At 74.5% G+C, this 26,051-nt stretch carries 21 protein-coding genes; 6 read left to right on the top strand and 15 right to left on the bottom strand.

All coding sequences use genetic code 11. The features are described 5' to 3' along the window. Positions 1-3: 3 nt before the first annotated feature. Positions 4-2,223, top strand: a complete 2,220-nt coding sequence (locus WME83_RS18265; RefSeq protein ID WP_437320554.1) for a protein kinase domain-containing protein — start codon at positions 4-6, stop codon at positions 2,221-2,223. A 104-nt stretch (positions 2,224-2,327) separates the two neighbouring features. Here WME83_RS18265 and WME83_RS18260 read toward each other — a convergent pair whose 3' ends face one another. Beyond that, the gene (locus WME83_RS18260; RefSeq protein ID WP_437320553.1) at positions 2,328-2,819 is read right to left on the bottom strand and encodes a response regulator; all 492 of its coding nucleotides are present in this window, start codon (positions 2,817-2,819) and stop codon (positions 2,328-2,330) included. A gap of 307 nt (positions 2,820-3,126) precedes the next feature. On the opposite strand from WME83_RS18260, the gene WME83_RS18255 reads away from it, so the two are divergent. From WME83_RS18255 to WME83_RS18245, 3 genes are all read left to right on the top strand, one after another. Continuing rightward, a complete protein-coding gene (locus WME83_RS18255) occupies positions 3,127-3,633 on the top strand; it encodes a DUF2505 domain-containing protein (RefSeq protein ID WP_437320552.1) in 507 nt (168 codons plus the stop codon). Positions 3,634-3,851: 218 nt separating this feature from the next. Beyond that, on the top strand, positions 3,852-5,204 hold the full coding sequence (locus WME83_RS18250) for an NAD(P)/FAD-dependent oxidoreductase (protein ID WP_437320551.1): 1,353 nt from the start codon (positions 3,852-3,854) through the stop codon (positions 5,202-5,204). A 140-nt stretch (positions 5,205-5,344) separates the two neighbouring features. Then, on the top strand, positions 5,345-6,064 hold the full coding sequence (locus WME83_RS18245) for a hypothetical protein (RefSeq protein WP_437320550.1): 720 nt from the start codon (positions 5,345-5,347) through the stop codon (positions 6,062-6,064). A gap of 24 nt (positions 6,065-6,088) precedes the next feature. On the opposite strand, the gene WME83_RS18240 is transcribed toward WME83_RS18245, so the two are convergent. The 3 genes from WME83_RS18240 to WME83_RS18230 all read right to left on the bottom strand — a co-directional run bounded on the left by WME83_RS18240 (position 6,089) and on the right by WME83_RS18230 (position 10,531). After that, the gene (locus tag WME83_RS18240) at positions 6,089-7,579 is read right to left on the bottom strand and encodes a tetratricopeptide repeat protein (RefSeq protein WP_437320549.1); all 1,491 of its coding nucleotides are present in this window, start codon (positions 7,577-7,579) and stop codon (positions 6,089-6,091) included. Positions 7,580-7,655: 76 nt separating this feature from the next. Continuing rightward, a complete protein-coding gene (locus WME83_RS18235) occupies positions 7,656-9,830 on the bottom strand; it encodes a serine/threonine protein kinase (RefSeq protein WP_437320548.1) in 2,175 nt (724 codons plus the stop codon). Between the two features lie 44 nt (positions 9,831-9,874). After that, on the bottom strand, positions 9,875-10,531 hold the full coding sequence (locus tag WME83_RS18230; protein WP_061623338.1) for a hypothetical protein: 657 nt from the start codon (positions 10,529-10,531) through the stop codon (positions 9,875-9,877). Positions 10,532-10,684: 153 nt separating this feature from the next. On the opposite strand from WME83_RS18230, the gene WME83_RS18225 reads away from it, so the two are divergent. Next, on the top strand, positions 10,685-11,911 hold the full coding sequence (locus tag WME83_RS18225) for a lipin/Ned1/Smp2 family protein (protein WP_437320547.1): 1,227 nt from the start codon (positions 10,685-10,687) through the stop codon (positions 11,909-11,911). A gap of 9 nt (positions 11,912-11,920) precedes the next feature. Here the strand turns inward: WME83_RS18225 and WME83_RS18220 are convergent, their stop codons facing one another. Together WME83_RS18220 and WME83_RS18215 are read right to left on the bottom strand one after the other, a co-directional pair. Next, complete coding sequence (locus WME83_RS18220) at positions 11,921-12,739, bottom strand: lysophospholipid acyltransferase family protein (RefSeq protein WP_437320546.1); 819 nt, start codon at positions 12,737-12,739, stop codon at positions 11,921-11,923. A 215-nt stretch (positions 12,740-12,954) separates the two neighbouring features. Continuing rightward, entirely contained in the window at positions 12,955-14,016 is a 1,062-nt protein-coding gene (locus tag WME83_RS18215) for a hypothetical protein (protein ID WP_437320545.1), read from the bottom strand. Between the two features lie 176 nt (positions 14,017-14,192). Here WME83_RS18215 and WME83_RS18210 point away from each other — a divergent pair, with 176 nt between their 5' ends. Continuing rightward, a complete protein-coding gene (locus tag WME83_RS18210) occupies positions 14,193-14,630 on the top strand; it encodes an acyl-CoA thioesterase (protein WP_437320544.1) in 438 nt (145 codons plus the stop codon). Between the two features lie 37 nt (positions 14,631-14,667). Here WME83_RS18210 and WME83_RS18205 read toward each other — a convergent pair whose 3' ends face one another. From WME83_RS18205 to WME83_RS18165, 9 genes are all read right to left on the bottom strand, one after another. After that, positions 14,668-16,227 carry an AMP-binding protein gene (locus tag WME83_RS18205; protein ID WP_437320543.1) on the bottom strand — a complete coding sequence of 520 codons (1,560 nt, stop codon included), beginning with the start codon at positions 16,225-16,227 and terminating at the stop codon, positions 14,668-14,670. Further along, entirely contained in the window at positions 16,215-17,288 is a 1,074-nt protein-coding gene (locus WME83_RS18200; protein ID WP_437320542.1) for a mandelate racemase/muconate lactonizing enzyme family protein, read from the bottom strand. The genes WME83_RS18205 and WME83_RS18200 overlap by 13 nt, the downstream gene beginning before the upstream one ends. Then, positions 17,288-18,229, bottom strand: a complete 942-nt coding sequence (locus tag WME83_RS18195) for a 1,4-dihydroxy-2-naphthoate polyprenyltransferase (RefSeq protein WP_437320541.1) — start codon at positions 18,227-18,229, stop codon at positions 17,288-17,290. The genes WME83_RS18200 and WME83_RS18195 overlap by 1 nt, the downstream gene beginning before the upstream one ends. Before the next feature lie 186 nt (positions 18,230-18,415). Continuing rightward, positions 18,416-20,260 carry a 2-succinyl-5-enolpyruvyl-6-hydroxy-3-cyclohexene-1-carboxylic-acid synthase gene (gene menD, locus WME83_RS18190; RefSeq protein ID WP_437320540.1) on the bottom strand — a complete coding sequence of 615 codons (1,845 nt, stop codon included), beginning with the start codon at positions 20,258-20,260 and terminating at the stop codon, positions 18,416-18,418. Between the two features lie 33 nt (positions 20,261-20,293). Then, positions 20,294-21,025, bottom strand: a complete 732-nt coding sequence (gene ubiE / locus WME83_RS18185; protein WP_437320539.1) for a bifunctional demethylmenaquinone methyltransferase/2-methoxy-6-polyprenyl-1,4-benzoquinol methylase UbiE — start codon at positions 21,023-21,025, stop codon at positions 20,294-20,296. Then, entirely contained in the window at positions 21,022-22,293 is a 1,272-nt protein-coding gene (locus WME83_RS18180) for a hydroxymethylglutaryl-CoA reductase, degradative (protein WP_437320538.1), read from the bottom strand. The genes ubiE and WME83_RS18180 overlap by 4 nt, the downstream gene beginning before the upstream one ends. Before the next feature lie 80 nt (positions 22,294-22,373). Then, the gene (locus tag WME83_RS18175; RefSeq protein ID WP_437320537.1) at positions 22,374-23,450 is read right to left on the bottom strand and encodes a polyprenyl synthetase family protein; all 1,077 of its coding nucleotides are present in this window, start codon (positions 23,448-23,450) and stop codon (positions 22,374-22,376) included. Between the two features lie 89 nt (positions 23,451-23,539). Then, positions 23,540-24,097, bottom strand: coding sequence for a GbsR/MarR family transcriptional regulator (locus WME83_RS18170; RefSeq protein WP_129575463.1), 558 nt, complete (start codon positions 24,095-24,097; stop codon positions 23,540-23,542). Positions 24,098-24,275: 178 nt separating this feature from the next. Then, entirely contained in the window at positions 24,276-26,024 is a 1,749-nt protein-coding gene (locus WME83_RS18165) for a phosphoenolpyruvate carboxykinase (GTP) (protein ID WP_437320536.1), read from the bottom strand. Between the last annotated feature and the right edge of the window lie 27 nt (positions 26,025-26,051).

The following is a 26,051-nucleotide window of genomic DNA, read 5'->3' as shown; positions in this document are numbered from 1 at the left end:
CGCGTGGCCAAAGATCCGTGGAGTGATTGGAACGACGACGACCCCGGTAACTTCCAGCCGGGCGATACGATCGGCCCCTACGAGCTGCTGTTTCCTGCGGCCGTGGGCGGCATGGCCGCCGTCTGGGCCGCGCGGCTCAGGCGCCCCAACGGCACCGTCCAGATCGTCGCGGTCAAGCTGCTGTCGGACGCGATGCGGGGGGACGACGACGCGCGCGCGATGTTCCTCGACGAGGCGTGCACCGCGTCGCGCATCCTCCACCCGAACGTGGTGCACATCCTGGCGTACGGCGAGGTCCGCGATCGGCCGTACCTCGCCATGGAGTGGATCGACGGCGCCCCGATCGCGAAGATCTTCTCGAACCAGAAGGCGAAGCGCGCGCTCCTGCCGCTCGGCTGGGTGCTCCACGTGATGATCGACGCGTGCGCCGGCCTGCACGCGGCGCACGAGGTCCGCGACGACACGGGGGAGCTGCTCAACCTCATCCACCGCGACGTCACGCCGGAGAACGTGATGGTGACGTTCGACGGCATGGTCAAGGTCGTCGACTTCGGCGTCGCGAAGACGCGGGCGCGCGCGCAGATCAGCCGCGTCGGCGCGATCAAGGGCAAGACGGGGTATTTCTCGCCCGAGCAGGTGATGGGCGGGGCGCTCGACCGCCGGAGCGATCTCTTCTCCATGGGCGTCTTGCTCTACCTGCTCGTGACGGGCCACACGCCGTTCCGCGGCAAGGGCCCGCTCGAGGCGATGCAGCAGATCGCCAACCGCAACCCGCAGCCGCCGCGCGAGATCATGCCCGAGGTCCACCCGGAGCTCGATCGCATCATCATGCGGGCGCTCGCCAAGAACCCGAACGACCGGTACCAGACGGCCGCGGAGCTGCGCCGCGATCTCGAGCAGGTGAGCCTCGCGGTCGGCGAGAGCTACGGCGACAAGCAGGTGGGCCAGCTCGTCCGCGATCTGCTCCCCGGGGTCGCCGAGGCGCGCAAGGAGCGGATCGACCAGGCGATCGAGGAGCTCGACCGCATCCTCGCCGAGCGCGCCCACCCGCACAAGCCGCAGGCCGCGCGCCCGGAGGACGCGACCGAGGTGATGCTCCGGCGCATCTCGATGCTGCCGATCCTGCAGGACGGGCCGGAGGCGTCGGAGGACGCGGCCGACGCGGCGCCGCCGTCCGCCGGCCCCGCGAGCTCGCGCATGTCCGGGCCCGCGAGCTCACGCATGTCGGGGCCCGCGAGCTCGCGCATGTCCGGGCCCGCCAGCTCGCGCATGTCCGGGCCCGCCAGCTCGCGCATGTCCGGGCCCGCCAGCTCGCGCCGGTCGAACCCCGATCCGACGCGCAAGTCGAACCCGGACGCGACCCGCAAGTCGCACCCGGACGCGACGAGCTCGCCGCTCGAGTTCGCGGCGGGGCTGTCCCCGCTGCCGCTGGGTCCGCCGCCGGTGCTCCCGGGCCGCCCCGCGGCGCACGCGGGTCCGGCGGGGCACGTGGGCCCGCTGCACGTCGGGGCGGCGCACGCGAACGGGCCTGCGGGCGCGGTCGCGCCGATGCCCGAGCAGCGGCCGCGCCCGGTTCCGGCGAAGGGGGGCTCGTTCGTCCGCGTGGCGCTGGTCACGCTGGTCGTCCTGGGCCTCGTCGCGGCGGCGGCGTTCCTGCTGGTCCGGCGCTCCGGCGGCCTGCGGCTCGGTTCGCTGACGTCGCCCTTCGCGCGCCCCAGCGCGTCCGCGCCGGCGCTGGCTCCGCCCGACGCCTCTGCCAGCGCGACGGCGGCGGCGCCCGCGCCGGCCGTGACGCCCGTGAGCGGCGCGGTCGCCGACGCCGCGGCCCCGACCGAGGCGGCCGAGCTGGCCGCCGACGCCGCGGCCCCGGCCGACGCGGTCGCCGACGCCGCGGTCCCCGCCGACGCCGCGGTCACCGCCGACGCCGCGGTCCCCGCCGACGCCGCGGTCCCCGCCGACGCCGCCGCGCCGCTCCCGAGCGGGCAGCCGGCGTACGGGCCCGGCGGCGCCGCGCCCGCGCCGGCGACGCCGTACCCGTCGCCTCCGGTCGCCCCCGCGCCGCGCGCCCCGGGGACGTTGCCGGCGCCGCCCGTCACCGGGTCGGCCGCGCCGCAGCCGCCGGTGCAGCCTGCATGGCGGCCGAACCCGCCCCGCCCCACGCAGCCTCCGCCGCGGCCGCCTGGGCCGGCCTCGCCGCCCCCTCTCGACCTGGCGCCACGGTAGCGCCGCCCGACCGGGCGCCGTTCTGGTCTCCGCCCGACCGGGCGCCGCTCGGGTCTCCGCCGGCGCCGCGCGCCCGCGCGGCCCACGCGCCTCGCCGGGCGCGCTCAGTCCTTCTTCGGCTTGTCGGCCTGCGGCCTCTCGGGGACCGGCGTCGCGCGGGACGCAGGCTTGTCGGGGACCGGCGTCGCGCGGGACGCAGGCTTGTCGGGGACCGGCGTCGCGCGGGACGCGGCTTTCTTCAGGGACGAATCCGCGAGCGACACGAGCATTGCGAGGTTCACCGGCTTCGAGAGCAGGAAGATCGCGTGCCGCCGGAGCGCGCGGATGCGGGCCTGCTGCGACTCGTCGGCGGTGACGACGAAGACGGGCGTGTCCCGGTTCAGCGCCCCCTTGGCGGAGAGCGACTCGAGCACGCTGAAGCCGTCGACCACCGGCATATGCAGGTCGAGCACCACGAGATCGAACTTGCGCGCGGCGAGCCGCCGCAGCGCCGGCGCACCGCCGTTCGCCTCCTCGACGTCGCCGAGCGGGCGGAGCGCGCGGGCAAACATGCCTCGGATCGCGGTGTCGTCATCGATGACGAGGGTGCACGTCACAGCATGAAGATGTTTACACGGATACGGAAACGTTGGAAGCCCGCCGCCCGATCTCCGCACCCCGCGGCGCGAGCGTCCACAACGCCTCGCGCCGCGGGTGGGAGTCGCGCGTCCGCCGCACGCCTCCTCATGAAAGCGCTCGGCCGTGCTCGCGCTCGGCGCCGCGGGCGCGATGTGCGCACGGCCAAGACGGACACACCGTCATCCCAGATCCTGGGCTCCGTGGCCCCGGGCGAGGCGTGGACGCCACGGACGGGCTGCGGTAGACGCGAAGCAAGACCTCACCCGCACCGCAAAGGAACGATCCATGGGCAAGTTCACCATCACGAACGAGATCAACTGCAGCGTCGACACCTTTTGGAAGCTGTTCCTGGACAAGACCTTCAACGAGGAGCTTTACCGGAAGGAGCTCGGGTTTCCCGAGTACACCATCACGGAGCAGGTCGAGACGGAGACGGAGATCATCCGGAGGTCGGCCGGGAAGCCGAAGATGAATTTGCCCGGTCCCGTGGAGAAGCTGCTCGGCTCCGGCTTCCGCTATACCGAGGAAGGCAGGCTGAACAAGGCCACCAAGGTGTGGACCTTCAAGCTGACGCCAAGCACCCTGGCCGACAAGATGCGCAACGAGGGCACGGTGCGCGTCGAGGCGCTCGGCGACAACAAGGTGCGTCGCATCGCCGAGCTCTTCATCGAAGCGAAGGTGTTCGGCGTCGGCGGCCTGCTCGAGAGCAGCGCTGAAAAGGAGCTGCGGCAGGGGTGGGAAAAGAGCGCCGTCTTCATGAACAAGTGGATCGCTCAAGGCAGAGCGGTCTAGTTCCGCCCGCCAGACGCGCCGACCTAGCCCCCCAGGCACCGGCCGGTCGGCCGCAGCCCGCCGTCGCCGCCAGGCACCCAGACGCAGGCGCCGCCGGCGAGCGGTGCCCGCGAGCGGCCGTCCTCTCCGCCCACCCCGCGCCCGGGTGAACAAGCGATCTGCACGTCCAGGGTCAAAGCGCGCGATCTTCTGGTTCGACGCTTGCTGAGACAGCTCACATGAACCAGGGCCACGGCATGGTGCATGTGGTCATCGTCGGTGCCGGCTTCGGCGGTCTCTACGCGGCGCGGGCGCTCCGGCGCGAGCCGGTGCGGGTGACCGTGATCGACCGGCGGAACCACCACACGTTCCAGCCCCTCCTGTATCAGGTCGCGACCGCGGGCCTGAACGCGAGCGACATCGCCGCGCCCATCCGGCGCGTGCTCCGCAAGCAGAAGAACACGAGCGTGCTCCTCGCCGAGGTGACGGCGATCGATCCGGCGCGCAAGCGGGTGATCTTCGAGGACGGCGAGATCGGCTACGACAAGCTGATCGTGGCCGCCGGGGCGTCGCACTCCTATTTCGGGCACGACGAGTGGGCGCCGTTCGCGCCCGGGCTGAAGACCGTCGAGGATGCGCTGGAGATACGGCGGCGCGTCCTCCTCGCCTTCGAGGCGGCCGAGCGCGAGACCGATCCGGCGCGGCGGAAGGCCTGGATGACGTTCGTGGTGGTCGGCGCGGGCCCGACCGGCGTGGAGCTCGCCGGGGCGCTCTCGGAGCTCGCGCGACACACGCTCGTGCGCGAGTTCCGGCGCATCAACCCGCGCGACGCGCGCATCGTCGTCGTCGAGGGCGCCGGGCAGGTGCTGCCGTCGTACGTCCCCGAGCTCGGCGAGAAGGCGCGCGCGCAGCTCGTGGCGCTCAACGTGGAGGTGCGGACGCGCTGCCTCGTCACCGGGATCGACGAGGACGGCGTCTCGATCGGCGACGACCGGATCGAGGCCAAGACCGTGCTCTGGGGGGCCGGCGTGGCCGCCTCGCCCCTCGCCCGGAGCCTCGGGGCGCCGCTCGACCGGGCAGGGCGCGTGCTGGTGGAGCCGGACCTGACCGTGCCCGGCCACGAGGACGTCTACGTCATCGGCGACCTCGCGTCGCTGAAGCAGGAGGACGGCAAGCCGGTGCCAGGCGTGGCGCCGGCGGCGATCCAGGAGGGGCGCCACGCCGCGCGCAACATCGCGCGCGCCGTGCGCGGGCAGCCGCGGCTGCCGTTCCGGTACCGCGACAAGGGCTCGATGGCGACGATCGGGCGGGCCGCCGCGGTCGCCGACTTCGGCAAGGTGAAGCTCTCCGGTTTCCTGGCGTGGCTCGCGTGGCTCTTCGTCCACGTCCTGTTCCTCATCGGCTTCCGAAGCCGGTTCCTGGTGCTGTTCTCGTGGGCCCTGTCGTACATGACCTACGAGCGCGCCTCGCGGCTGATCACGGGAGAGACCCCGCGGCTCCTCGAGGATCACCACGCGCCGGCGCTCGAGTCGCGCAGGGACGGCGGCGCGCTCGGGACCCAGCCGCTGGAGCACGCGCGCACGCGCGCCTAGGCGCCGCCCCGACGCGCCCGCCGCGGCGCCGCCCCGGCGCGCCCGCCGCGCGGCCCGCTCCGCCCGAGACCGCGCGCGGAACCGCGGCGTCCTGCGCTCGTCTGGACCTTTGCGCGCGAGCTGCGTTAGCGTCGTAGACCATGCACATCCATCCCGGACAGGGCGCCTCCGCGCACCCCTCGCGAGCCCTCCTCGCCAGCGCAGCATCCCTCGCCGCACTCCTGCTCAGCGCACCCGCGGCCTTCGCGCAGTCGGCGGACGCCGCCGAGCCTGCCGGCGCGCAGCCGCAGGCCGCGCCGTATGGCGCCCCCCCGCCGTACGGCGCACCTGCCCAGTACGGCCAGCAGCCCGGCTATTACCCGCCGCCTGGGTACCCCCCTCCCGGGTACGCCCCGCCGCCCGGATACCCCCAGACCTCCACCGGGTATCCGGTCGGCCCGAGGATCATGAACTACGAGGAGGGGCAGGCCGTCCCCGAGGGCTACCACGTGGAGGAGAGGGCGCGCCGCGGCCTGGTCATCGGCGGCGCCGTGACGTTCGGCGTCACGTACATCCTCTCGGCCATGGTCGGGCTCGTCGCGGAGAGCGCGGATCGCGCGAGCGGCGGCACCGGAGAGAGCTACATCCCGCTCTACATCCCCGTCGCCGGGCCCTTCATCACGATCGGCACCGCCGACGCGAAGGGCGGCGGGATCTTCGTCCTCATGGTCGACGGGCTGGCCCAGGCCGCCGGCGTCGCCATGTTCATCGGCGGCCTCGCCGCGCCGGACCAGAAGCTCGTCCGCAACGACGTCTCCCTCTCCGTGAAGCCGATCGTCACCGGCGACACCGTGGGGCTCGGCGTCTCCGGCTCGCTCTGAGCGCGCGCCGCCGGCGCCCCGGCGTCACGTCGCGACCGGCGGCGTCTCGTCCATCGTCTTGACGGCGCGCTTGGCCCGGCGGCGCACATCGACGTGCAGCGACTCGTCGAAGTTGATGGCCGAGAACGCGGCCCGCGCCTCGATGTTCTTGCCGAGGGCGGCGTAAGCCTCCGCCTCGTTCCAGCGCAGCTTCCAGTCGCGCTTCGAGAGATCCGAGAGCTTCGCGGCGTCGGCGATGATCTCCTCGTACCGCTGCTGCTTGCCGAGCTCGGTCCAGTACTCGGCGCGGAGGTCGTCGTCCCCGGGCGCGAGCGCGACCGCCGCGGCGAAGCCGGCGAGCGCGTCGTCGATCCGGCCCGCGACGAGCTCGGCGCGGGCGAGCGAGCGGCGCGCGCCCGCGCTGTCGGGGTGCGCGGCGACGAAGGCGGCGAGCGCGGGGATCGCCTCGTTGACCTTCAGGATGTCGGCGGGGTCGCTCGGCCAGAACCGGAGCGAGAGCGCGGCGAGGTCGCCGGGGTCGCTCTCGAGCGCGCGCTCGATCGCGGCGGGCGCCTCCTCGCCGCGGCCGGCCTGGGCGAGGCATTTCGCGAGCTCGACCCACGCGCCCGACGACGACGGCGCCGTCTTCACGAGCGCCTCGGCCGCGGCGAGCGCCTCGTCGGTGCGCCCGAGCGCGCGCAGGGCGGCGATCCGCGCGAGGTGCGCCCGCTCGACGCGGTCGCCCTCGCCCGCGACGGAGACGGCGCGGTCGGCGGCGGCCAGCGCGATGTCGTGGCGGAGCTCGCGCTCGTGGTAGGCGAGCTGCTCGAGGTAGAAGGCGCTGTCGCGCGGCGCCGCGTCCCACTGGCCGGTCAGGTAGTCGAGCACCGCGTCGGAGCGCACGTAGACGAGCGAGGCCGCGTCGCGCGGGTTCTCGTAGATCGGCACGAGGACCCCGAGCTGCACCATGGCGTCGAGCGCCGGCTGGCAGTCGGGCTTCGCCTCGAGCGCGAGCACCATCTCGTCGAGGGCGGCATCCTTCTTCTGCATCGCGAGGTGCACCTGCCCGACCGCCACGTGGTAGTCGGCGTCCCCCTGGAACGTCTTCCGGATCGCCTGGAAGCTCTTCAGCGCCGCGGGGTGGTCGCCCATGTTGGCCTGCGCCGAGGCGAGGTTCAGCCGCGCGGCGTGGTCGTCGGGGTCCATGGTGACGATGCGCTTGAGCGCCGAGATCGCCTTCTCGTAGTCGCGCTCGCCGAAGGCCTTCTGCGCGCGCTCCCAGACCGGCGCCTTGTCGAGGAAGGCCTCGAGCTGCGAGACGACCGCGCTGTTCTGCTTGCGCCAGACGCCGCTCTTGCCGGCCTCGGAGTTCGTGAGGAAGTCCTTGATCCACTTGCGGGCGGCGTCGATGCTGAGCCCTTTGTCGGCGAGCCCCTCGAACTCCCCCCGGGGCACCGGCATGCGCGCGGGGAGCCCCTGCCGGCGCGCCGTGTTCTCGTCCAGGCCGATCAGCACCCAGTCGCTTTGCTCGCTCATGATCCTAGGACGGTAGCCGCCGAGCCCCGCCGGGATCAAGCGACGTCTCGGCGCAGCGCGCCCGCGCGAGAGCGCGTCAGGAGTAGAGCCAGGCCAAGAGGACGAACGCCATGAAGGCCGCCGCGGCGACCGCGAGGGCGAGCGCGCGCGGCACCCCGAGGAGCATCGGCCGGAGGCTGGCCTGGAACGCGACCGAGTCCACGGAGCTCGGCGGGGTCGGCGGCGCGTCAGGGCCGGACGCGCCGCCCGGGGCGGTGAGGGCGGCGGCAGGCGCGCCCGCGGCGCCGCCGCTCGCGCTGGCCGTGGTCGCGAGCTGCGGGGCCGCGACGGCCGGCGCCGCGACGGCGTCGAGGGGCGCCGCGGCGAGCCCGGGAGGAGGCATGCCGAGGTCCGGGGGCCGCGGCGTCGCGGGGGACCCGAGGTGCTCGAGGCCGAGCTGGGCGAGGATGGCTTGCTGCTCGTTGCCCCATGCGAGCGGCAGCGCGGTCGCCTCGGGCGCGAGCGTGAGCGGCGCCGACATCACCTTGTGCATCGCCCGCTCGAGCGCGAGCGCCTCGTCGAGGCGGCGCGACGCGCCCTCTGCGCCGGCGCTCGCGGAGAGGCGGAGCGCGTCGGCCGCCACCTCGGAGACGTGCGCCGCCACCTTGGCCAGCGCCAGCTTGCGCTCGGCCTGCGCCACGGCGAAGCGCGCCTCCTCGCGGAACCGGATCGCCTCGGTCGTGAGCCGGTCGACCTCGGCGTGGAGCTGCCGCGCGCCCTCCGGCGCGCCGCGGGCCGCAGGAGCAGCCCCGGCGTCGTGCGCCACGGAGAACGCGGCCGCGGCGGTGATCGAGGGCGGCGGCTCGGCGTACGTCGGCGTCGCCCCGGACATCGGGCGCGGCTCGGCGTCCTGCGCGGTGATGGAGCCGTACGAGGGCTGGCTGCCGCGCTGCCGTCCGCCGCTCGAGCTGCTGGACGCCGGGTCGCCGCGCCCGCGGCCGTTGCTCCCGACGACGACGGTCTTCTCGTCGGCCGCCTCCGAAGGCAGCGCCCCGCGCCGCCGCGAGCTGACGTACGCCGTGTCCGTTCCGCGCGAGCCGGGGATCGACGTGAGCGGCGACGGCGTGAGGCCGTCGCGCGCCTCGACGTCGGTCGCATCGTCCTCGTGGCCGGGCGCCGCGCCGTTCGGGCGGAGCCGGTCGGGGACGCTCGCCCCCCTGTCCCGCGCGGCGGCGGGCCGGCGCGGGATCGCCGTCGCGGCCGAGAGCGAGGGGCGCGGCGCCTTGGCCATCCCGGCGAAGCCGCCGGAGACGGCGCGCTCGAACCAGCGCATCTGCCTCATGGCGTTGCGCCGCACGAACCGGCCGAGCGCCTCCTCGTTCCCCTCGAGGTACCCGTGGCTGCGCAGCCAGCCCTCGAGCCGCGCGAAGATCTCGTCCGCGCTCTGGAAGCGGGAGGCCGGGTCCCGCTCGAGACAGCCCATGACGATCGCCACGAGCTCCTTGTCGATCTTCGGCCGGAGCTCCCGCAGGTCGGCCGCGGGCTGCGTCGTCATGTTGCGCAAGAGCTCGTAGTCGCTCGACGACGGCCACGGGTGCTTGCCCGAGAAGAGCTCGAACAGCACGACGCCGAGCGAGAACAGATCGGAGCGCCTGTCGGCGGAGCCCCCGCGGGCCTGCTCCGGCGCCATGTACGTCGTCACGCGCCGGCGCGCCCCGACGGCCGTGGTCATCACGCGGAGCGACGATTTGGCGAGCCCGAAGTCGGCGATCTTCACCTCGCCCTGGAACCCGACGAGCACGTTGCCCGGCGTGAGATCGCGGTGCACGAGGTTGAGCAGCTCGCCGCTCGGCGCGCGGAGCTCGTGCGCCGCGCCGAGCCCGCGGCAGAGCGTCGCGCCGATGTAGACGACGAGCCGCTCGGAGAAGACCTCGCCCGTGTCGAAGACGGTCTTCATGAGCCGCGCGAGGCTCACGCCCTGCACGAGCTCGACGGCGAAGTACGAGCCCTGCTCGTCGGTCCCCCAGCCGGCGACCTCGACGACGTTCGGGTGCTTGAGCGCCGCGGTGGTGCGCACCTCGTCGAAGAACCGGGTGGCCACCGTCGCGTCCTCCGCGTAGTGCGGGTGCAGCCGCTTGACGGCGAGCAGCTCCCCTGGCCGGTGCGGACCTACCGACCTGCAGAGATCAACGCGGGTGGTCGCTCCGGACGCGATCTCTGCAAGGAACTGAAGCGAGAGCGCGGCCGGCGCGGGCTCGGGGAGCCGAGACATGTACGGTGAAGTCTAGCGGGCGACAACCCCGACCGGAAAGGGCCTCAGACGCCGGCGCGCGCCGCGGCGATGGCGGCGGGGACACCGGAGGGGGTGGCCTTGAGGTGCACGTCCAGGTGGTCATCCTTGGTCTTGAGCGCACGAACACCGAGCACCGGCGCGCAGATGCGCAGCGCCCGAGCGACCGTCGGATTGCCGCCCACGGCGGGAATCTTGAGCAGATCCAGGGTGATCCTGTCGTCCTTGCCCTCGATCAGCGCGGCGGGCCGGTTGGGGATGAAGGAGACGAGGTTGCCGGGCTTGTTGAGATCGATCGCCCCCGAGTTAATAAGCCCGGCGATCGGGGAGCTCTCGTCGCCCATCACGTGGAGCTTGAGGTCGGCGATCCGCAGGCCGACCCGGATGGCGTCCGCGCGCACGTCGAGCTCCTCGGCGTAGACGGCGAACGAGGCCCGGATCGGCGCGCCCATGGCCTTCACGGTGAGCGCGAGGCGCAGGCCGGGGGGCGCGGCCTCGATCACGATGTCCTTGGGCGCGCGCTTACCGCCGCTGAGCTCCCGCGCCAGATAGCGCAGCGCATCGATCGGGACGCCGAAGCGCAGGCCGAGCGCGCCGCGGAGCGCCCTCACGATCTCCTCGGGGTGAGCCTTGAGGTAGTCACCGGCGTGGCGGAGCAGCACCTTCGGGTTGGGCTTGGGCATCGTTGGGGCAGCTACGATTGCCCGGAGTCAGGCCCGCGCGCAAGGGGCGAGCGCGATCCGCCGCGGGGGGCGCCGGCGGCCGGAGAGGCCGCTGTTCTAACGGGGCCGACTCGGTCACACTCGGGCGCGATGCAGACCAGGATCCTTCTTGTCATGGCGACAACAGCGCTCGCGATCGGCTGCGGATCGGCCGACGCGACGCTCGGGTGGACGCCGAGCGACGAGCCGCCGGGCGGCTCCTCGAGCGAGGGCGGCGGCGATGGCCAGGGCGGCGGCGACGACGGCCAGGGCGGCGACGACGATGGCGGGGGCGACGACGATGGCGGGGGCGACGACGGCGGCGGCGACGACGGCCAGGGGGGTCGCGGCGGCGACCTCGCGGGCGGCGGGGGCGGCGGTTCACCGAGCGGCGGCGGGCCGCTGGGCGCCCTGTGCGACCTGCCCCTGCGGTGCGACGCCGAGCCGCCGGATCCGGGCGAGGAGCTCGCGTGGGATCACGTGTCGTCGTACATCATCGCCGGAGCTGGGAGCCCCAACCACCGCGGGCGCGATCTCTTCCTGACCCCGGATGACCCGCAGTGGGTCATCGGCAAGTTCGCCTACGGGATCACCGACAAGGATCTGAAGGGCGAGCGGGTCGACATCTACCTGCTCCGCGGCTGCGGCGGCGCGTGGGAGCGCCTCGGCTCGGCGACCACGACGGAAGCGGACTCGACGCACCCCGAGGTCGAGGGCGTGAGCGACGCCGGCGGCCGCGTCTACTTCCAGATCCCGGCGGCGCAGCGGCTCGGCGTGGGCAGGCACCGGATCCACATGGTCGTCCGCGGCGACCTGTCGAGCGCCGATCTCTTCATCGAGGTCGTCCCCCGCGGCGCCCCGATGTTCGTGAGCGACGTCGACGGGACGCTGACCGGCACGGAGACGGAGGAGTTCACCTCGCTCCTGCTCGGCCAGCTGCCCGACGCGCACCCGCACGCCGCGGCGGCGTTCCACCGGCTCGTGGAGAAGGGCTACCGCCCGATGTACCTGACCGCGCGGCCGGAGTGGCTCGTCCAGCGCACCCGCGATTTCCTCGAGGCCTACGGCTTCCCGCCCGGCGTCGTTCACACCACGCTCGGCCTGACCGGCGCGACGGGCGACGCGGCCGCGGAGTACAAGACGGCGGAGCTGGAGCAGCTCTTCGAGCGGAGGGAAATGGTGCCCGCGTGGGCGTTCGGCAACACGGAGACCGACGCGGAGGCCTACCACAACGCCGGCGTGACGCCCCTCACGCGGCGCGTGTTCTACCGGTTCGACGACGACCTCCTCGGAGGCCGGCGCATCGACGACTACGGCGATCTGCTCGCCGAGATCGACGAGCTCCCCGGCCTCTGCGACTGATCCGGCGCGTCAGCCGGGCGCCTGCTCGGTCTGGACGCCGCCCGCCGGCGGCTCCGAGGCGGCCGCGGCGCCGGCCGGCGCCTCGACGCGACCGCCGATCGACCCGAGGAGCTCGCTCACGGCGGCGTGGGTGCGATCGCGCAGGTCGTTCACCCGCGCTCCCTCGCGCCCGTCGGGGCGCACGGCGATCGGCGCGCCGACCCGGACGCGGACGACCCGCATCGTGCCGTCGCCCATGTCGATCTCCCCCTTCTTCATGAGCAGGTGCGTGCCGTCGATGGCGACCGGCACCACGGGCACGCCGGCGCGGACGGCGGCGTAGAAGCCGCCGTTCTTGAACTGCCGGAGCACGCCGTCCTCGCTCCGCGTCCCCTCCGGGAACACGAGCAGCGGCTTGCCGTTCCGGAGCACCTGCTCGAACCGCGCGATCGCCTCGACCGCGGCGCGCGAGCCGACCGTGCGATCCACCGGCACGTGGCCCGCGAGCTTGAGGTGCCAGCCGAGGAACGGGATCTTCATGAGCGAGCGCTTGGCCGCCCACTTGAAGTCGCCCGGCAGCACCGCGCCGAGCACCAGGATGTCGAGCACGCTCTGGTGGTTCGAGCAGTAGACGAAGACCCCGGGGGGGACGTTCTCGAGGCCGCTCGCCTGGATCTCGATGTCGAGCGCGTGCGCGCTCGCCTGGCACCAGCGGCGCATCGCCCAGAGGCTCGCCGAGCGCTGCGGCGTGAGCGGGCCCAGCGTCAGCGACACCGTGCCGTAAGCCATGGTCCTGAGGGAGAAAGGGACCCAGTGGCGCGTCGCCAGCCAGGCGCTCTTGAGATCCATCCTACGGCGCTTACCACTCTCCATATCGGGCGAAAACGCGTAGGGTGTTGCGCACCTGCGCCGCGCGCGGGCATCTTCGCGCGGGGTTTGGGGCGCGCCTCCGGGGCCGCTCTCTCGCCGCTATGCCGGACGGGGTGGGCGGCGCGCGGAGGCTCGCTGGTCCGGCCCGGGCTCGCGTCGCCCGAGGGCGGTCGCCCGCGCGGCGCCCTCGCGGCTCACGGCTCGAGCGGCGGCGTGAGCAGCCCCCAGCCGAGCGTGACCGGCCGCCCGGCGCGCTCGAACTTGACGGTGTACAGGCCCGTCTCCTCGGCGCTCTGCACCACCGCGGGGCGCAGCGCGCCGACCCACTCGGCCCAGACGCTCGCCCCGAGCTTGAGGCGCGGCTTGACCGGGATCGGGCGCAGCGCCGACTCGTCGGCGAGCAGGGCGGCGCCGCCGTAACCGAGGGCGAACCACCGGGCCGAGCTGCTGGGCAGCGACGTCAGGACGGCGCCCGACTCCGCCGGGGGGCCGCCGAGCCGCGACACGAGGAGCACGTGGCGCCACGTCTCGCCGTCCTTCCATGCGGCGAAGTTGCCGGGCGCGAGGCCCTCGGTCTGCACGACGAAGCGGACGCCCTTGAGCTGCGCGAGCGGGGTCCGCGGATCCATGTCGGTGTAGCGGACCTCGATCTTGTCTTTCACGAAGCGGGTGACGACGGCGTGCTTCATCACCCCGTTCCACTCCGTGAGCACCGGCTCGTGGGGCCGGAGGCGCGGCGCGTCGGGCACGGGGACGACGTAGCCCGGGTGGACCTTGTACGACGGCCCGCCCCGCCCCTCGACGATGAGATCATCGCCCTCGAAGCCGACCACGGTGGCCGCGTAGAGCACGAGCGTCGACCCGAGCTTGGCGCCGGCGAGCATCCGCTCCGAGACGGTGAAGACGCGGCGGCCTGGATCGAGCTTGATCGGGGACGCCGGGAGGCCGAGCGGGTTCGACGCGTGCGCCGCGCCGGTCGGCGCCTGCGTCTCCGCGACCGCGGGCCTCGGCAGCGCCGCGAGCGGAGCGACGGGCGGGCTCTGGGAGGGCGTCGGCGCCGGGGGCGACGTCGGCGCAGGCTCGCACGCCGCCGCGAGGCCAGCAGCCAGGAGGCAAGCGAGCGCGCAGGCCGCGCCGCGGGCGCGCGGCGCCCCGGCAGCGAGGCGTCGCGCCGCGCTCGTGTCGCGAGCCTCCGCGGCGGCGGGGCCCAGCCTGCGGGACCCGGCCCCGAGGCCGCCGGGACATCGGTCAGCCATCGGGGGCGAGCATGGACCGCGAAACGGGCGGCGGCGAGCAGAAAGGGACGAACCGTCGCGCGGAGCCGGGTCGGCGGTCCGCAGGGAGGGCGGTGACGGCGCGGCGTTCTCCTCGTGACGCGCGCGGCGCTCTCCTCGTGACGCGCGCGGCGCGTCCTGCGCTAGCCTGCGGCGCGATGAAGCGCGCCTTCAGCGTCGATGAGCTCAAGCAGACCGCGCCCCGCCTCGCCGTGGAGCGCCGCGCCGTGCGCTTCCAGGACGTCGACGCCGCCGGGATCGTCTTCTACCCGCGGGTCCTCGAATACTTCAGCGACGCGTACATGATCGCGCTGCGGGAGCGGGGCATCGATCTGCCCGCCCTCATCGCCGGCGGCGCGATCAAGCTGCCGCTGGTCCACGCCGAGGCCGACTACCTGCTGCCGCTCCGGTTCGGCGACGCGATCGAGGTCGAGGTGCTCGCCCCGAAGCTCGGCGACACCTCGTTCACGGTGGGCTACCGCGTGACGACCGCGGGCGGGATCGCCGCCGTCGGGCAGACGGTGCACGTGTGCATCGACGGCGCGCGCTTCGTCCCGTGCCCGCTCCCGGACGATCTGCGCCGCGCGCTCGGGTGACCGCGACGAGCGCGGCTGCCGGCGCCGCGCTCTCGCGCTACCGCGCCGGGAACGGCGCGAGCGCGGCCGCGAGCTGCGCCGCCGCGCCCAGGCGATCGAGCTTGCCGGCCGCGGTCAGCGGGAGCGCCGCGACGGCGCAGAGGCGCCGCGGGCGCTTGTGCGGGGCGAGCCGCGCCGCGACGACGGCCGCGAGGTCGTCGAGCAGCGCGGGCGAGAGCGCGGCGCCGGCCGGCGCGCCGGGCGCGGCCTGGTCGGGGACGATCGCCGCCGCGACGACGTGGCCCCACCGCTCGTCCGGCACGCCGAACACCACCGCGCCCGCGACGCCGGCGCACGACGCGAGGACCTGCTCCACCTCGGCGGGGTAGACGTTCTCGCCGCCGGTCACGATGAGATCGCTCCGGCGCGCGGCGACGTGCAGCCGCCCGGCGGCGTCGAGCGCGCCGAGGTCGCCGGTGCCGAACCACCCGCCTCCGTCGACCAGGAGCTCCGGCGGGCGCCCCGGGCCGCGGTAATAGCCGCGGAACAGCACCGGGCCGCGGATCTCGATGCGGCCCACGCCGTCGCCGCCGGCGCCCTCGATGCGCAGCTCGACGCCGGCGATCGGCGCGCCGGAGCCCAGCTCGCGGGCGCGCGGATCGCGCGGGCGCTGCACGGTGACCTGCGAGCACGCCTCGGTGAGGCCGTAGGTGGTGAGCGCCGGGACCCCGCGGCGCGCGCACTCGTCGAGCGTCCTCTCCGGGGCGCCCGCGCCGCCGACCAGCACCGCGCGCAGCCGGGCGAGGACGTTGTCGCGATCGGCCTCGAGGAGCGCGAGCAGCATCGTCGGCACCACGGAGAGCAGCGTCGCGCGGTCGCGGACGATCGAGGCGAGCACCGACGCGGGGTCGAAGCGGGGCGCGAGGATGACGGCGCGCCGCGCGAGCAGGCAGCGCGTCACGATGGAGAGGCCGCCGACGTGGCAGAGCGGCAGGCAGAGCAGCCAGCGATCGTCGTCGCGCACGCCGAGGTTGGCCGCGCTCCCCGCGGCGGCGGCGAGGAACGCGCGGCGCGGCAGCACCGCGCCCTTGGGGCGCCCCGTGGTGCCCGAGGTGTAGACGATCGCGAGATCGCCGGACGGATCCGGCGGCGGGACGCCGGCCGCCTCGGCGGAGCGCGGCCCGCGATCGCGGAGCGCGGCGAGCTCCGGCCCCGCGTCGCGGAGCAGCGCGGCGAGCGCGGGCTCGCGCAGCACGAGGTCGGGGCGCGCGTCGTCGACGAGGACGCTCGCCTCGCCGTCCGTGAGCCGCGGGTGAATCGGGACGATGACGGCGCCGAGCGCGAGCAGCGCGTGGAGGACCACGACCGTCCCGATCGCGTTCGGGGCGACGAGCGCCACGCGAGCGCCCTGCCCTACCCCGGCGCGGGCGAGCCGGGAGCACACGGCCGCGACCGCGGGCGCGAGGTCGCCGAAGCGGAGGGCGCCGCCGGGGCCGACGCCGAGGCCGGGGACGTCGATCTCGCGCGGCGCGTCCGCCTCGGAGCCGCCGTGGACGAGCGCCGTCCGCGCGGCGACCGCGGGGTCGCGCGCGGCCTCGAGGAGGCTCAGGCCGTCCATGGTCCGACGCCGAGCCCGGGCCCATCGCCGGCCACGACCAGCCCGCCCTCGCGGAGCTGCGGGATCCGGATCGCGGGCCACGCCGCGAGGCCCGCGTGCGCGTCGAGGCCGCATGCGAGCGGCGGCCGCGGCAGCGCGAGCGCGAGCTCGCACGCGGCCGCGAGCGCGACGGGGCCGTCGAAGAGGTGCGTCACCACCGCGCCGAGGCCGCGCTCCTGCGCCCTCCGGCCGAGGTCGTGCGCGCGCAGGAGGCCGAGCATCGCCGGCTTCAGGATGAACGCGGCGCAGCCCTCCGCCTCGAGCAGGCGCTCCGCCATGCCCGGGGCGGCGAGCGACTCGTCGGCCGCCCACGGGACCGCTTGCGCGCCGAGGCGGTGGAGGAGCTCCGGCGCGACCGGCTGCTCCACGAAGCGGGGCTCGAGCGGCGCGAGGAGGGCGAGCCGGCGGGGCGCGTCCGCGAGCGACCAGGCCGCGTTCGCGTCGAGCCGGAGCTCGATCGACGGGTGCTCCCGCCGCAGCGCGCGCAGCGCCTCGAGATCGCGGGCGAACCCCTCGTCTCCGCGCGAGCGGAGCTTCACCTTGATCGCTTGGACGCCGCGCGCGACGAGCGCGCGAGCGCTCGCCAGCATCTCCGGCAGAGCGGCCGACGTCGCGAGCAGCCCGTTCACCCGAACCTCGGCGCGCCGCCGGTCTCCGCCGAGGCACGCCGACGCCGGCAGCCCGAGGCGCTGGCCGACCAGGTCGAGCAGCGCCGTCTCCAGGGCGAAGCGCGCCGCCGGCAGGCTGCAGAGCCGCGACGACAGCGGCTCGACCGCGCGCAGGATCGCGGGGGCCGCCGCCGCCGTCGCCGCGTCCCCGCCGGGCACGTCGATCGCCCCGAGCGCCCCGGGCAGCTCGGCGAGCGCGCGCTCGACATCGTCGCCCGTATCGGGCGAGAAGCCGGGGAGCGGCGTGGCCTCGCCCAGGCCGACGCGCCCCTCGTCGTCGGTGAGCGACAGCACGAGGCCCCGGCGCGCCCCTTCGAGGGCCCGCGGCGCAAGGCTGGCGGCGGCGACGCGCATCACCCATGCAGCTGGGCCGCGAGGCCCAGCGAGAAGAGCAGCGCGTAGGCGAGCAGCAGCTTCGCCGTCCCGGCGAGGCATTCGTTGAGCGGCCGGCCGTCGGTGGTCGCCAGCACCCGGAGCAGGCGCACGGCGCGCGGGAACGTGGCGAAGACGAGGAGCGTCCACCGCCGGCCCTCGCCGACGGCGAGCGCGACGGGCACCGCGTAGGCGACCGCGAGGAGCATCGCGTATTCGAGGACGCCCGCCTTGCGGCCGAAGCGGACGGCGAGCGTGCGCTTGCCGGCGACGACGTCCGTGTCGCGATCGCGGACGTTGTTGACGACGAGCACGGCGGTGGCGATGGCGCCGACCGGCACGGCGGCCGCCCACGCGAGCGGCGGCACCGCGCCGAGCTGGACGAACGCCGTCCCGCAGACGGCGACGAGGCCGAAGAACACGAACACGAAGACGTCGCCGAGACCGTGGTAGCCGAGCGGGTACGGGCCGCCGGTGTACGCGATCCCGGAGAGGATCGAGGCCACGCCGATCGCGACGATGGGCCACCCGCCCACGAGCGCGAGGTGCACCCCGAACGGCAGCGCGAGCGCGATCGTGACGAGCAGCCCTACGCGCACCTGCCGCGGCGTGAGCAGCCCGGCCTGCACCGCGCGGGTGGGGCCGAGCCGCTCGTGCGTGTCGGCGCCCTTCTCGTGATCGAAGACGTCGTTCGCGAAGTTCGTGGCGATCTGGATCAGCATCGCGCCCGCGAGCGCCGAGAGCGCCGGGCCGATCCGCATGCCGCCGAGCGCGTAGGCGACCGCCGTCCCGACCATCACCGGCGCGAGCGCCGCGGTGAGGGTCGCCGGCCGGCACGCGAGGAGCCACGCCCGGAGCGACCCGGGGCGCACGCCGCCCGCGGCCGCCGCGCCGGCCGCCTGCGAGGCCGCCGCCGCGCTCACGATCCCCTCCCCTGCTCGCGGGCGCCGCGCCCGCCTACGGGGGCGCCATCGCGCGAGCGCGGCGCGCCGTCCTCGCCGGGCGCCTCGCGCGCGGGGGGCTCGGGTGCGGGGCTTCTGTTCGCGTTGCTCTGGTTCATGACCGTGGATCCCTCTCGGCAAGCTCGGGGTTCTCGGCGCGCGCGCCGCTCAGGAAGGCTCGAGATCGGCCGCCGCCCCCTCCGCCGCCGGCGCGCTGCTCAGGGCGGCGACCTCGCGCCGGACGTCGGACCAGAGCCGCGCCACGCGGGCGGCGCCGTCGTGAGGCGGCACCACCGCCTCGATCAGCGTCGCGCCGGGCCGCTGGTGCGCGCCGGCGAGGGCATCGGCGAGCCCGCTCGCGGTATCGGCGCGCTCGTACGCGAGCCCGAACATCGCCGCCGCGGGCGCGAACTCGAGGTGCTGCGGCATGGTGAAGCCCCGATCGAGCAGATCGGCGCCGCGCCTGGCGACGGGGAGGTGCTCGAAGATGCGGCCGCCGTCGTTCTGGACCACCACGACGACGAGCGGCGCGCCGCCGTCGCCCGCCGCCCGCGCGGCGAGGAGCAGCCCGGTCAGGTCGTGCAGCAGGCTGAGATCGCCGAGCAGCAGCGTGACCGGCGCGGCCGCGACCGCGCGGGCGCCGGCCGCCCCCGACACGAGGCCGTCGATCCCGCTCGCCCCGCGCTGGTGCAGGACGCGCAGCGGGCGCGCCGACGGCGGGCAGTACGTGTCGAGATCGCGCACCGGCATGCTGTTGCCGATCGCGAGCAGCGAGCCCTCCGGGCACGCGCTCGCCACCGCCCGCGCGATCGCGCCCTCCGTGAGCTCGTCCCCGGCGCACGCGCGCGCCGCCTGCGCCGCCGCGGCCTCGCCGGCGCGCGCGAACGTCGCGGCCCAGCCTCGCCGCCCGCGCCCGAGGTCCACCGCCGCCCCCGCGAGGCGCGCCGCGAGCGCCTCGCACACGTCCGTCGGCTCGGCCATGACCAGGGCGGCCGCGGCGCTCGTCGGATCGTTCCAGCCGTGCGCGGCCACCACGAACCGGCGGCAGCCCGCGTGCTCGGCGATGTAGGTCGCGTACCCGGCCGACGTCGGCGGGGCCCCGAGCTCGAGGATGAGGTCGGGCGCGTTCGCCGCGCGGAACTCGGGCGCGCGGAGGAACGCGTCGAACGAGGCCGGCATCACGACCCCCTCGACGACGCCCCCGAAGTAGATCTGGCTCGTGCCCTCGGCGAGCACCGGGAACCCGGTCGCCCGCGACAGCGCGAGCACCGCGCGGCGCGCGCGGGCGTCGTCCTCGCGGCTCGGGGCGGGGCCGCACACGATGAGCCCCCGCTCGGCGCGCGCGCACCGCGCCGCGATCTCCTCGATCGCCCGCGCGTCGACCCCGGCGCGCGCCGGCACGACCCGCGGCCCGGCGCGGCGCATCAGCGCCTCCCACTCGACCTGCCACGGCTCGGGCCCGGCCACCTCGACCGGCTCGAGCGGCTTGCGGAAGCGCGCGTTGATGTGGACCGGGCCGGGCGTCGGGGCGAGCGCGCGCAGGGCCGCCTGCGCCGCGATGCGCGCCACGGCGCGCAGCGCGAGGGGCGACGGATCCGGCAGCCCGAGCTCGGCGAAGTGGCGCACGTGGTCCCCGAAGAGCTTCATCTGATCGATGGTCTGCGAGGCCGCCGCGTCGGCGAGCTCCCACGGGCGGTCGGCCGTGATCGCGATGAGCGGCGTGAAGCTGTGGTGCGCCTCGATGATCGCCGGCAGCGCGTGGGCGCCGGCGGTGCCCGAGGTGCAGACGAAGGCGCTGGGCCGCCCGGTGACGCGCGCCTGCCCCAGCGCGAAGAACGCCGCGGCGCGCTCGTCGACGACGCTGTGGCAGCGCACCTCCTCGCTCTCCATCGCCGCGATCGCGAGCGGCGTGGAGCGCGATCCCGGGCAGAGGACCACGTCGCGCACCCCGGCCTGCGAGAGCGCGCGGACGAACAGCTGCGCCCAGGCCGAGTGGAGGTTCGAGCCGCTCATCACCGCCTCCGCAGGCCCGCGCGCGCGCGCACCTCAGGCCCCCTCGGGCGTCGCGACGAACAGGCACACGACGCCCATCGTCAGCGGCTCCACGCTCAGCACGCGCAGCCCCGCGCCCCGCATCAGCTCCGCGAACTCGTCCGGCGGAGGGAACCTCGCGATCGAGTCCTGCAGGTACCGGTACTCCTCCCGCCCGGAGATCGCGCCGCCGACGTACGGCACCACCGTGTGGATGTGGAAGCGCGCGAGCTTGCTCATGATCCCCCCGCGCGGCTCGCTGAGCTCCAGGATCGCGATCCGCCCGCCCGGCCGCGTGACGCGCGCCATCTCGCGGAGCGCCCGGGCGCGGTCCGGCACGTTGCGGATCCCGAACGCCATCGAGATGGCGTCCACGCTCGCGTCGCCGAACCGCAGCTGCTCCGCGTCGCCGACCTCGAGCTCGACCCGACCGGCGAGCCCCGCGGCCTCCACCTTCCGCCGGCCCACGCCGAGCATCCCCTGCGACGGGTCGACCCCGACGACCTTCACGTCGTGCGTCCGCGCGATCTCGATCGCGAGATCGCCGGTGCCGGTCGCCAGGTCGAGCACCGTCGCGCCGGGCGCGAGCTCGAGCGAGCGCACCGCGCGCCGCCGCCAGCCCTGATCGAGCCCCAGCGAGATGATCCGGTTCAAGAGGTCGTACCGCTCGGCGATCCCGTCGAACATCTCGCCGGTGCCGAACCGGCGCCCGCCGCGCGGCGCCTCGCCCTGATCCGTCTGGCTCATGTCCCGCCCTCCGCCTGCTGCACCGCGCGCGGCGCCTCGGCCCGCTCGGGCGCGAACCGCTTGCCGTCGCTGGACGGAGCGGCCGCCTCGCTGCCCCCCGGCGCCGTGACGGCGAGCGCGCGCTTCCGCTCGTGGAGCCGCATGTGGCCCCGCTGGATGCCCTCGCTCGCGAGCGCGCGCAGGGCCGCCAGGTTCGAGGCGAGCCCGACGGAGGCCAGCACCACCGCGAGCTCGCGCGCGCTCTTCGCGCCCACGAGCTGCAGCGCGGCGCGCACGCCGGCGTGCACCTCGGTCGAGCCGCCCACCGTCCCGACCGCGAGCGGCAACTCCGCGCGGCCCACGAGCCCGCCCTGGACGCGCTCCCACGTGCTGATCGGCCGGTACCGGCCGCTCATCGACGCGTACGCGTGCGCGCCCGCCTCGATCGCCCGGAAGTCCTGCCCGAGCGCGACCGCGGCCGCGTCAAGCCCGTTCATGAAGCCCTTGTTGTGGGTCGCCGCCCGGTACGGATCGAGCTCCGCGAAGCGGCTCGCCCGCGCGATGCCGCTCGCCACGTCCGCGCCGCCGAGCGCGTCGTCGGCGACGGTCGCCGTCACCCGCACGAGGCGGCGGACGGTCAGGTTCGACAGGATCCGGAGGCCGATCGTCCCGCCCGCGATGCGCTGCACGAGCGGCGCCACCGCCTCGGCCACGGTGTCGACCAGGTTGGCGCCCATGGCGTCGCCGACCTCGACGTAGAAGTGCACGACGAGCACGCCGAGCTCCGCCGACAGGACGCGCACCTCGAGGTCGCGGCAGCCGCCGCCGCGCGCCACCATCCTCGGGATCGCCGCGTCGCCGGCCGCGAGCAGGCTCGCGCGCGCCGCCTCCAGCCGGCCCGCGGCCGCCTCCGCATCGGGCACGTCGTCGAGCTGGACCTGCGCGGTCATGATCGGCGGGTCCGCCTCGCCGGAGAAGCCGCCCGACAGGCGGACCATGCGCGCCGCGTTCGACGCCGCGGCGATGACGCTCGGCTCCTCCACCGCCATCGGCACCAGCACGTCCCGCTGGTTCACGCGGAAGTTCAGCGCGAGGCCCAGCGGGAGCGCGTGCGTCGCGATGACGTTCTCGCACATCCGGTCGGCCACCGCCGTCGGCAGCCCGCCCCCGCTCGCGAGGTGCGCGAGCGCGTCCTCGTCGAGCAGCCCGAGCGCCTGGATCGCGCGGAGCCTGTCCTCCAGGCACCGCTTGTAGAACCCGCTGATGCGGCTGGACACGTTCTGGCTCATCGGCTGCCTCCGCGCGCCGCGCGCGCTCGCGGGAGCGGCGCGCGCCCTCCGCCTTGCATCGGTAAATCCGTCATCGCCGCTCACCGCCTCCGCCGGGGCGTCGACATCGCGACCCCCTCCAGCGCCGCCTTCGCCGGGCTCTCCGGGAGCGGCTCGATGCTCCGCACCGCGTCCCCGCAGAGCCGGGACGCGAGCTCCAGACAGTCGTCCACGACCCGCTTCTCGACCATGATCTGCGCGATGCGCCGGCTGAGCTCCGGCGGCGCCGCCGCCTCCTCCGACGCGCAATGCGCCTCGAGGGCGGGCGTGAGCTCGCGGTCGCGCTCCATCGCGAGGAGCAGCGGGTACGTCATCTTGCCCTCGCGCAGATCCGTGAGCAGCGCCTTGCCGGTCGTCTCCGGATCGCCCGCGAAGTCGAGCACGTCGTCGACGAGCTGGAACGCGACCCCGAGGCTCGTGCCGAAGCCCTCGAGGGCCTTGCAGAGCGGCTCGCTCACGCCGCCCGCGCGCGCGCCGGCGAACATCGCCCAGCGGAACAGCGAGGCCGTCTTGCCGTCGACGATCTGGAAGTACTCGCTCGTGCTCGTGCGCACGCGGCCGCGCGACGCGAGCTGGAGCGCCTCGGCGACGACCATCTCCTTGACCACCTGGAGCACCCGCTCGAGCACGTCGGGCATGCCCACCGCCTGGATCTTGCAGAGCGCGTCGAGCAGGAGGTAGTCGCCGCCGAAGATCGAGGCGGCGTTGCCGTAGATGACGCGCGCCGCGTCGGCGCCGCGCCGGCGGTCGCCGAGGTCGACGACGTCGTCGTGGAGCAGCGTCGCGTTGTGGACGAGCTCGACCGCCACCGCGAAGGTCCGCGCCGCCTCGTTGAAGCCGCCGCCGATGTGGGCGGCCAGCGCGACGCAGATCGGCCGCAGCCGCTTGCCGTTCAGCCCGAGCAGGTGCCGCGCGCTCTGGTGCGCCGGCGTCTCGCCGTCCAGCCCGACCTTCGCGAGCTCGCGCTCCACGTCCGCGAGGTCCCCGTCGAGCAGGCGCCTGAGCTCCGCGAGGCGCGCGGCGAGCGTGTCGAGCCCTCGCCCAGCGCACATGCCTCCGAGGCTCGAGACGACATCGCTCCGCTGGACCGTCCCAGTAAACGTTGTTGTCGCAGTCATCCCATCTCCACCTGGAAGCACGAGCGCCCGCGCTCCCCGCACCGCGCGGGGCCCACGTGGCGTCCGAGCTCTCCGAAATCACGCGCCCGCTAGGCGCCTCGCCGGGACCGAACGGCCCGGATGGGGAACCGGACCAGGTCCCCGAACCGCGAAAAATCGACGGTCCTGCTCTTGATGAACCCGTCGAGCGCCGTCTGCGCGACGATCACGAACGAGAGGAGCCGCTCCACCCGGTCGAGGCTGAACCGGGTGGCGTCGGTGGGAGGCAGGCTCTCGAGCAACGCCGACGCGCGCTCGAGGCGTTCCCTCACGGAGTCGGCGATGAGCCGCTCGCGCTCGGCGAACACTTTGGAAATCATCTTCCAGAAGTCCGTCTCGGCCTCGAAGAACTCCTTCCGCTCTCCCGGTTTCCATACCCTTCGTACTACACCCCACCTTTGCAATTCTGTCAGCGACATACTCATCGCACCGGACGAAACCTGAAGCCGTTCGCCGATCTCCGCGGCGGACAGGGCTCCGCCGGCGATGAACAGGACGGTCCAGATCCGCCCGAGCACGCGGCGGAAGCCCCAGTGCTCGATGACGTCGCCGATCGCTTCCGCCGCGAGCAGCTCCGCCTGGCGCTGGATGTCGTTGGGAGGGCTCATGAAAGTTTCAAAATTCTTTGAAGGAACTGTGTGGGCCAACCTGGAGCGGCGTCAAGACATTCCCGACCGTCCTCAGCACAGAACGGACGAGCTCGTCCTTAGAGCGGCGTGCTCGACGCCGCTCCGGACCTCGCGATGGGTGTGGGGGATGGGTGGTCCGCTCGGGGGCGGCGCTAGCTCACGCCTGCATCCGGGCCACGAGGTCCCGGTTTTGCCGGAGCAGCGCCTCGGGGATGCGCGCGCCGAACGACTCCAGGAACGCCTCGCGGTCGCGCGCCTCCTCCAGCCACGCGTCGCGGTCGATGGCGAAGAGCTCGCGCATCGCCTCCGCGTTCAGGTCGAGGCCGCTCGTATCGAGCTCACCGTCGGCCGGCATGATCCCGACCGGCGTCTCGCGCCCCTGCGCCTTCCCGTTCACGCGCCCGTGGATCCAGCGCAGGACGCGGAGGTTCTCCCCGAAGCCGGGCCAGAGGAACTTGCCCGACGCGCCCTGGCGGAACCAGTTCACGTGGAAGATCTTCGGGAACCCCGGGCGCCCGTGGCCGAGCTCGACCCAGTGCCGGAAGTAATCGCCCATGTTGTATCCGCAGAACGGGCGCATCGCCATCGGGTCGCGGCGGACGACCCCGACCTGGCCCGTGGCCGCGGCGGTCGTCTCGGAGGCCATCGTCGCGCCCAGGTAGACCCCGTGCGCCCAGTCGCGCGCCTCGCAGACGAGCGGCGCGAGCCGCGCGCGCCGGCCGCCGAAGACGATGGCCGAGATCGGCACGCCCGCCGCGGCGTCGAACGCCGGCGAGATCGACGGACACTGGCGGGCCGGCGACGTGAACCGGCTGTTCGGGTGCGCCGCCGGCTCCTTGCTGTCCGGCGTCCACCGGCGACCCCTCCAGTCGGTGAGCACCGGCGGCGCCGGGCCGTCGAAGCCCTCCCACCACGGCGTCCCCTCCGGCGTGAGCGCCACGTTCGTGAAGATCGAGTTCTGGGCCAGCGTCGCCAGGGCGTTCGGGTTCGTCCTCGAGCTCGTCCCGGGCGCCACGCCGAAGAAGCCGGCCTCGGGGTTGATCGCCCACAGCCGGCCATCCGGGCCGATCCGGAGCCAGGCGATGTCGTCGCCGACCGTCCACACCTTCCAGCCCTTCTGCGACGCCGGCGGCACGAGCATGGCGAGGTTCGTCTTCCCGCACGCGCTCGGGAACGCCGCGCAGATGTACGTCACCCGGCCCTCCGGGTCCTCCAGGCCGAGGATGAGCATGTGCTCCGCGAACCAGCCCTCGTCGCGCGCCATCGTGCTCGCGATGCGCAGCGCGAAGCACTTCTTCCCGAGCAGCGCATTGCCGCCGTACCCGGAGCCGATGCTCCAGATGAGCCGCTCCGCGGGGAAGTGGCACACGAACCGGCGCTCCGGGCTCAGGTCGCCGAGCGAGTGCAGCCCCCGGCAGTAGTCCTCGGAGCCGCCGAGCGCCTCGAGCGCGACCCGGCCCATCCGGGTCATGATCCTCATGTTGGCGACGACGTACGGACTGTCCGTGATCTCGACTCCAACCTTCGCCGACGGCGACCCCGCGGGGCCCATCAGGTACGGAACGACGAACATCGTCCGCCCCTTCATCGCCCCGTCGAACAGCCGCCCGACCCGCTGCGAGGCCTCCTCCGGCGACATCCAGTTGTTCGTCGGGCCCGTATCCTCTCTATCGCGCGTGCAGATGAACGTGAGGTGCTCAGTCCGGGCGACGTCGGTCGGGTCGCTCCGGTGAAGATAGCAGTTGGGGTACCTCTCCTCGTTGAGCGCGATGAGCGTGCCGTCGCTCAGCATCCCCTGGATCAGCGCCCGGTTCTCCGCCTCGGAGCCGTCGCACACGACGACGCGATCGGGCCGCGTCTGGCGCGCGACCTCGTCCACCCACGCTGAAAGATTCCGGTTTTGCATACAGCTCGGAGCCTAGCCCGAGCGAGA

Source organism: Sorangium sp. So ce385 (assembly GCF_051474135.1).
GTDB classification, from domain to species: Bacteria; Myxococcota_A; Polyangia; order Polyangiales; family Polyangiaceae; genus Sorangium; species Sorangium cellulosum_D.
The sequence above is the reverse complement of the archived record's forward strand: the minus strand, read 5'-3'. Positions and strand labels throughout refer to the sequence as shown.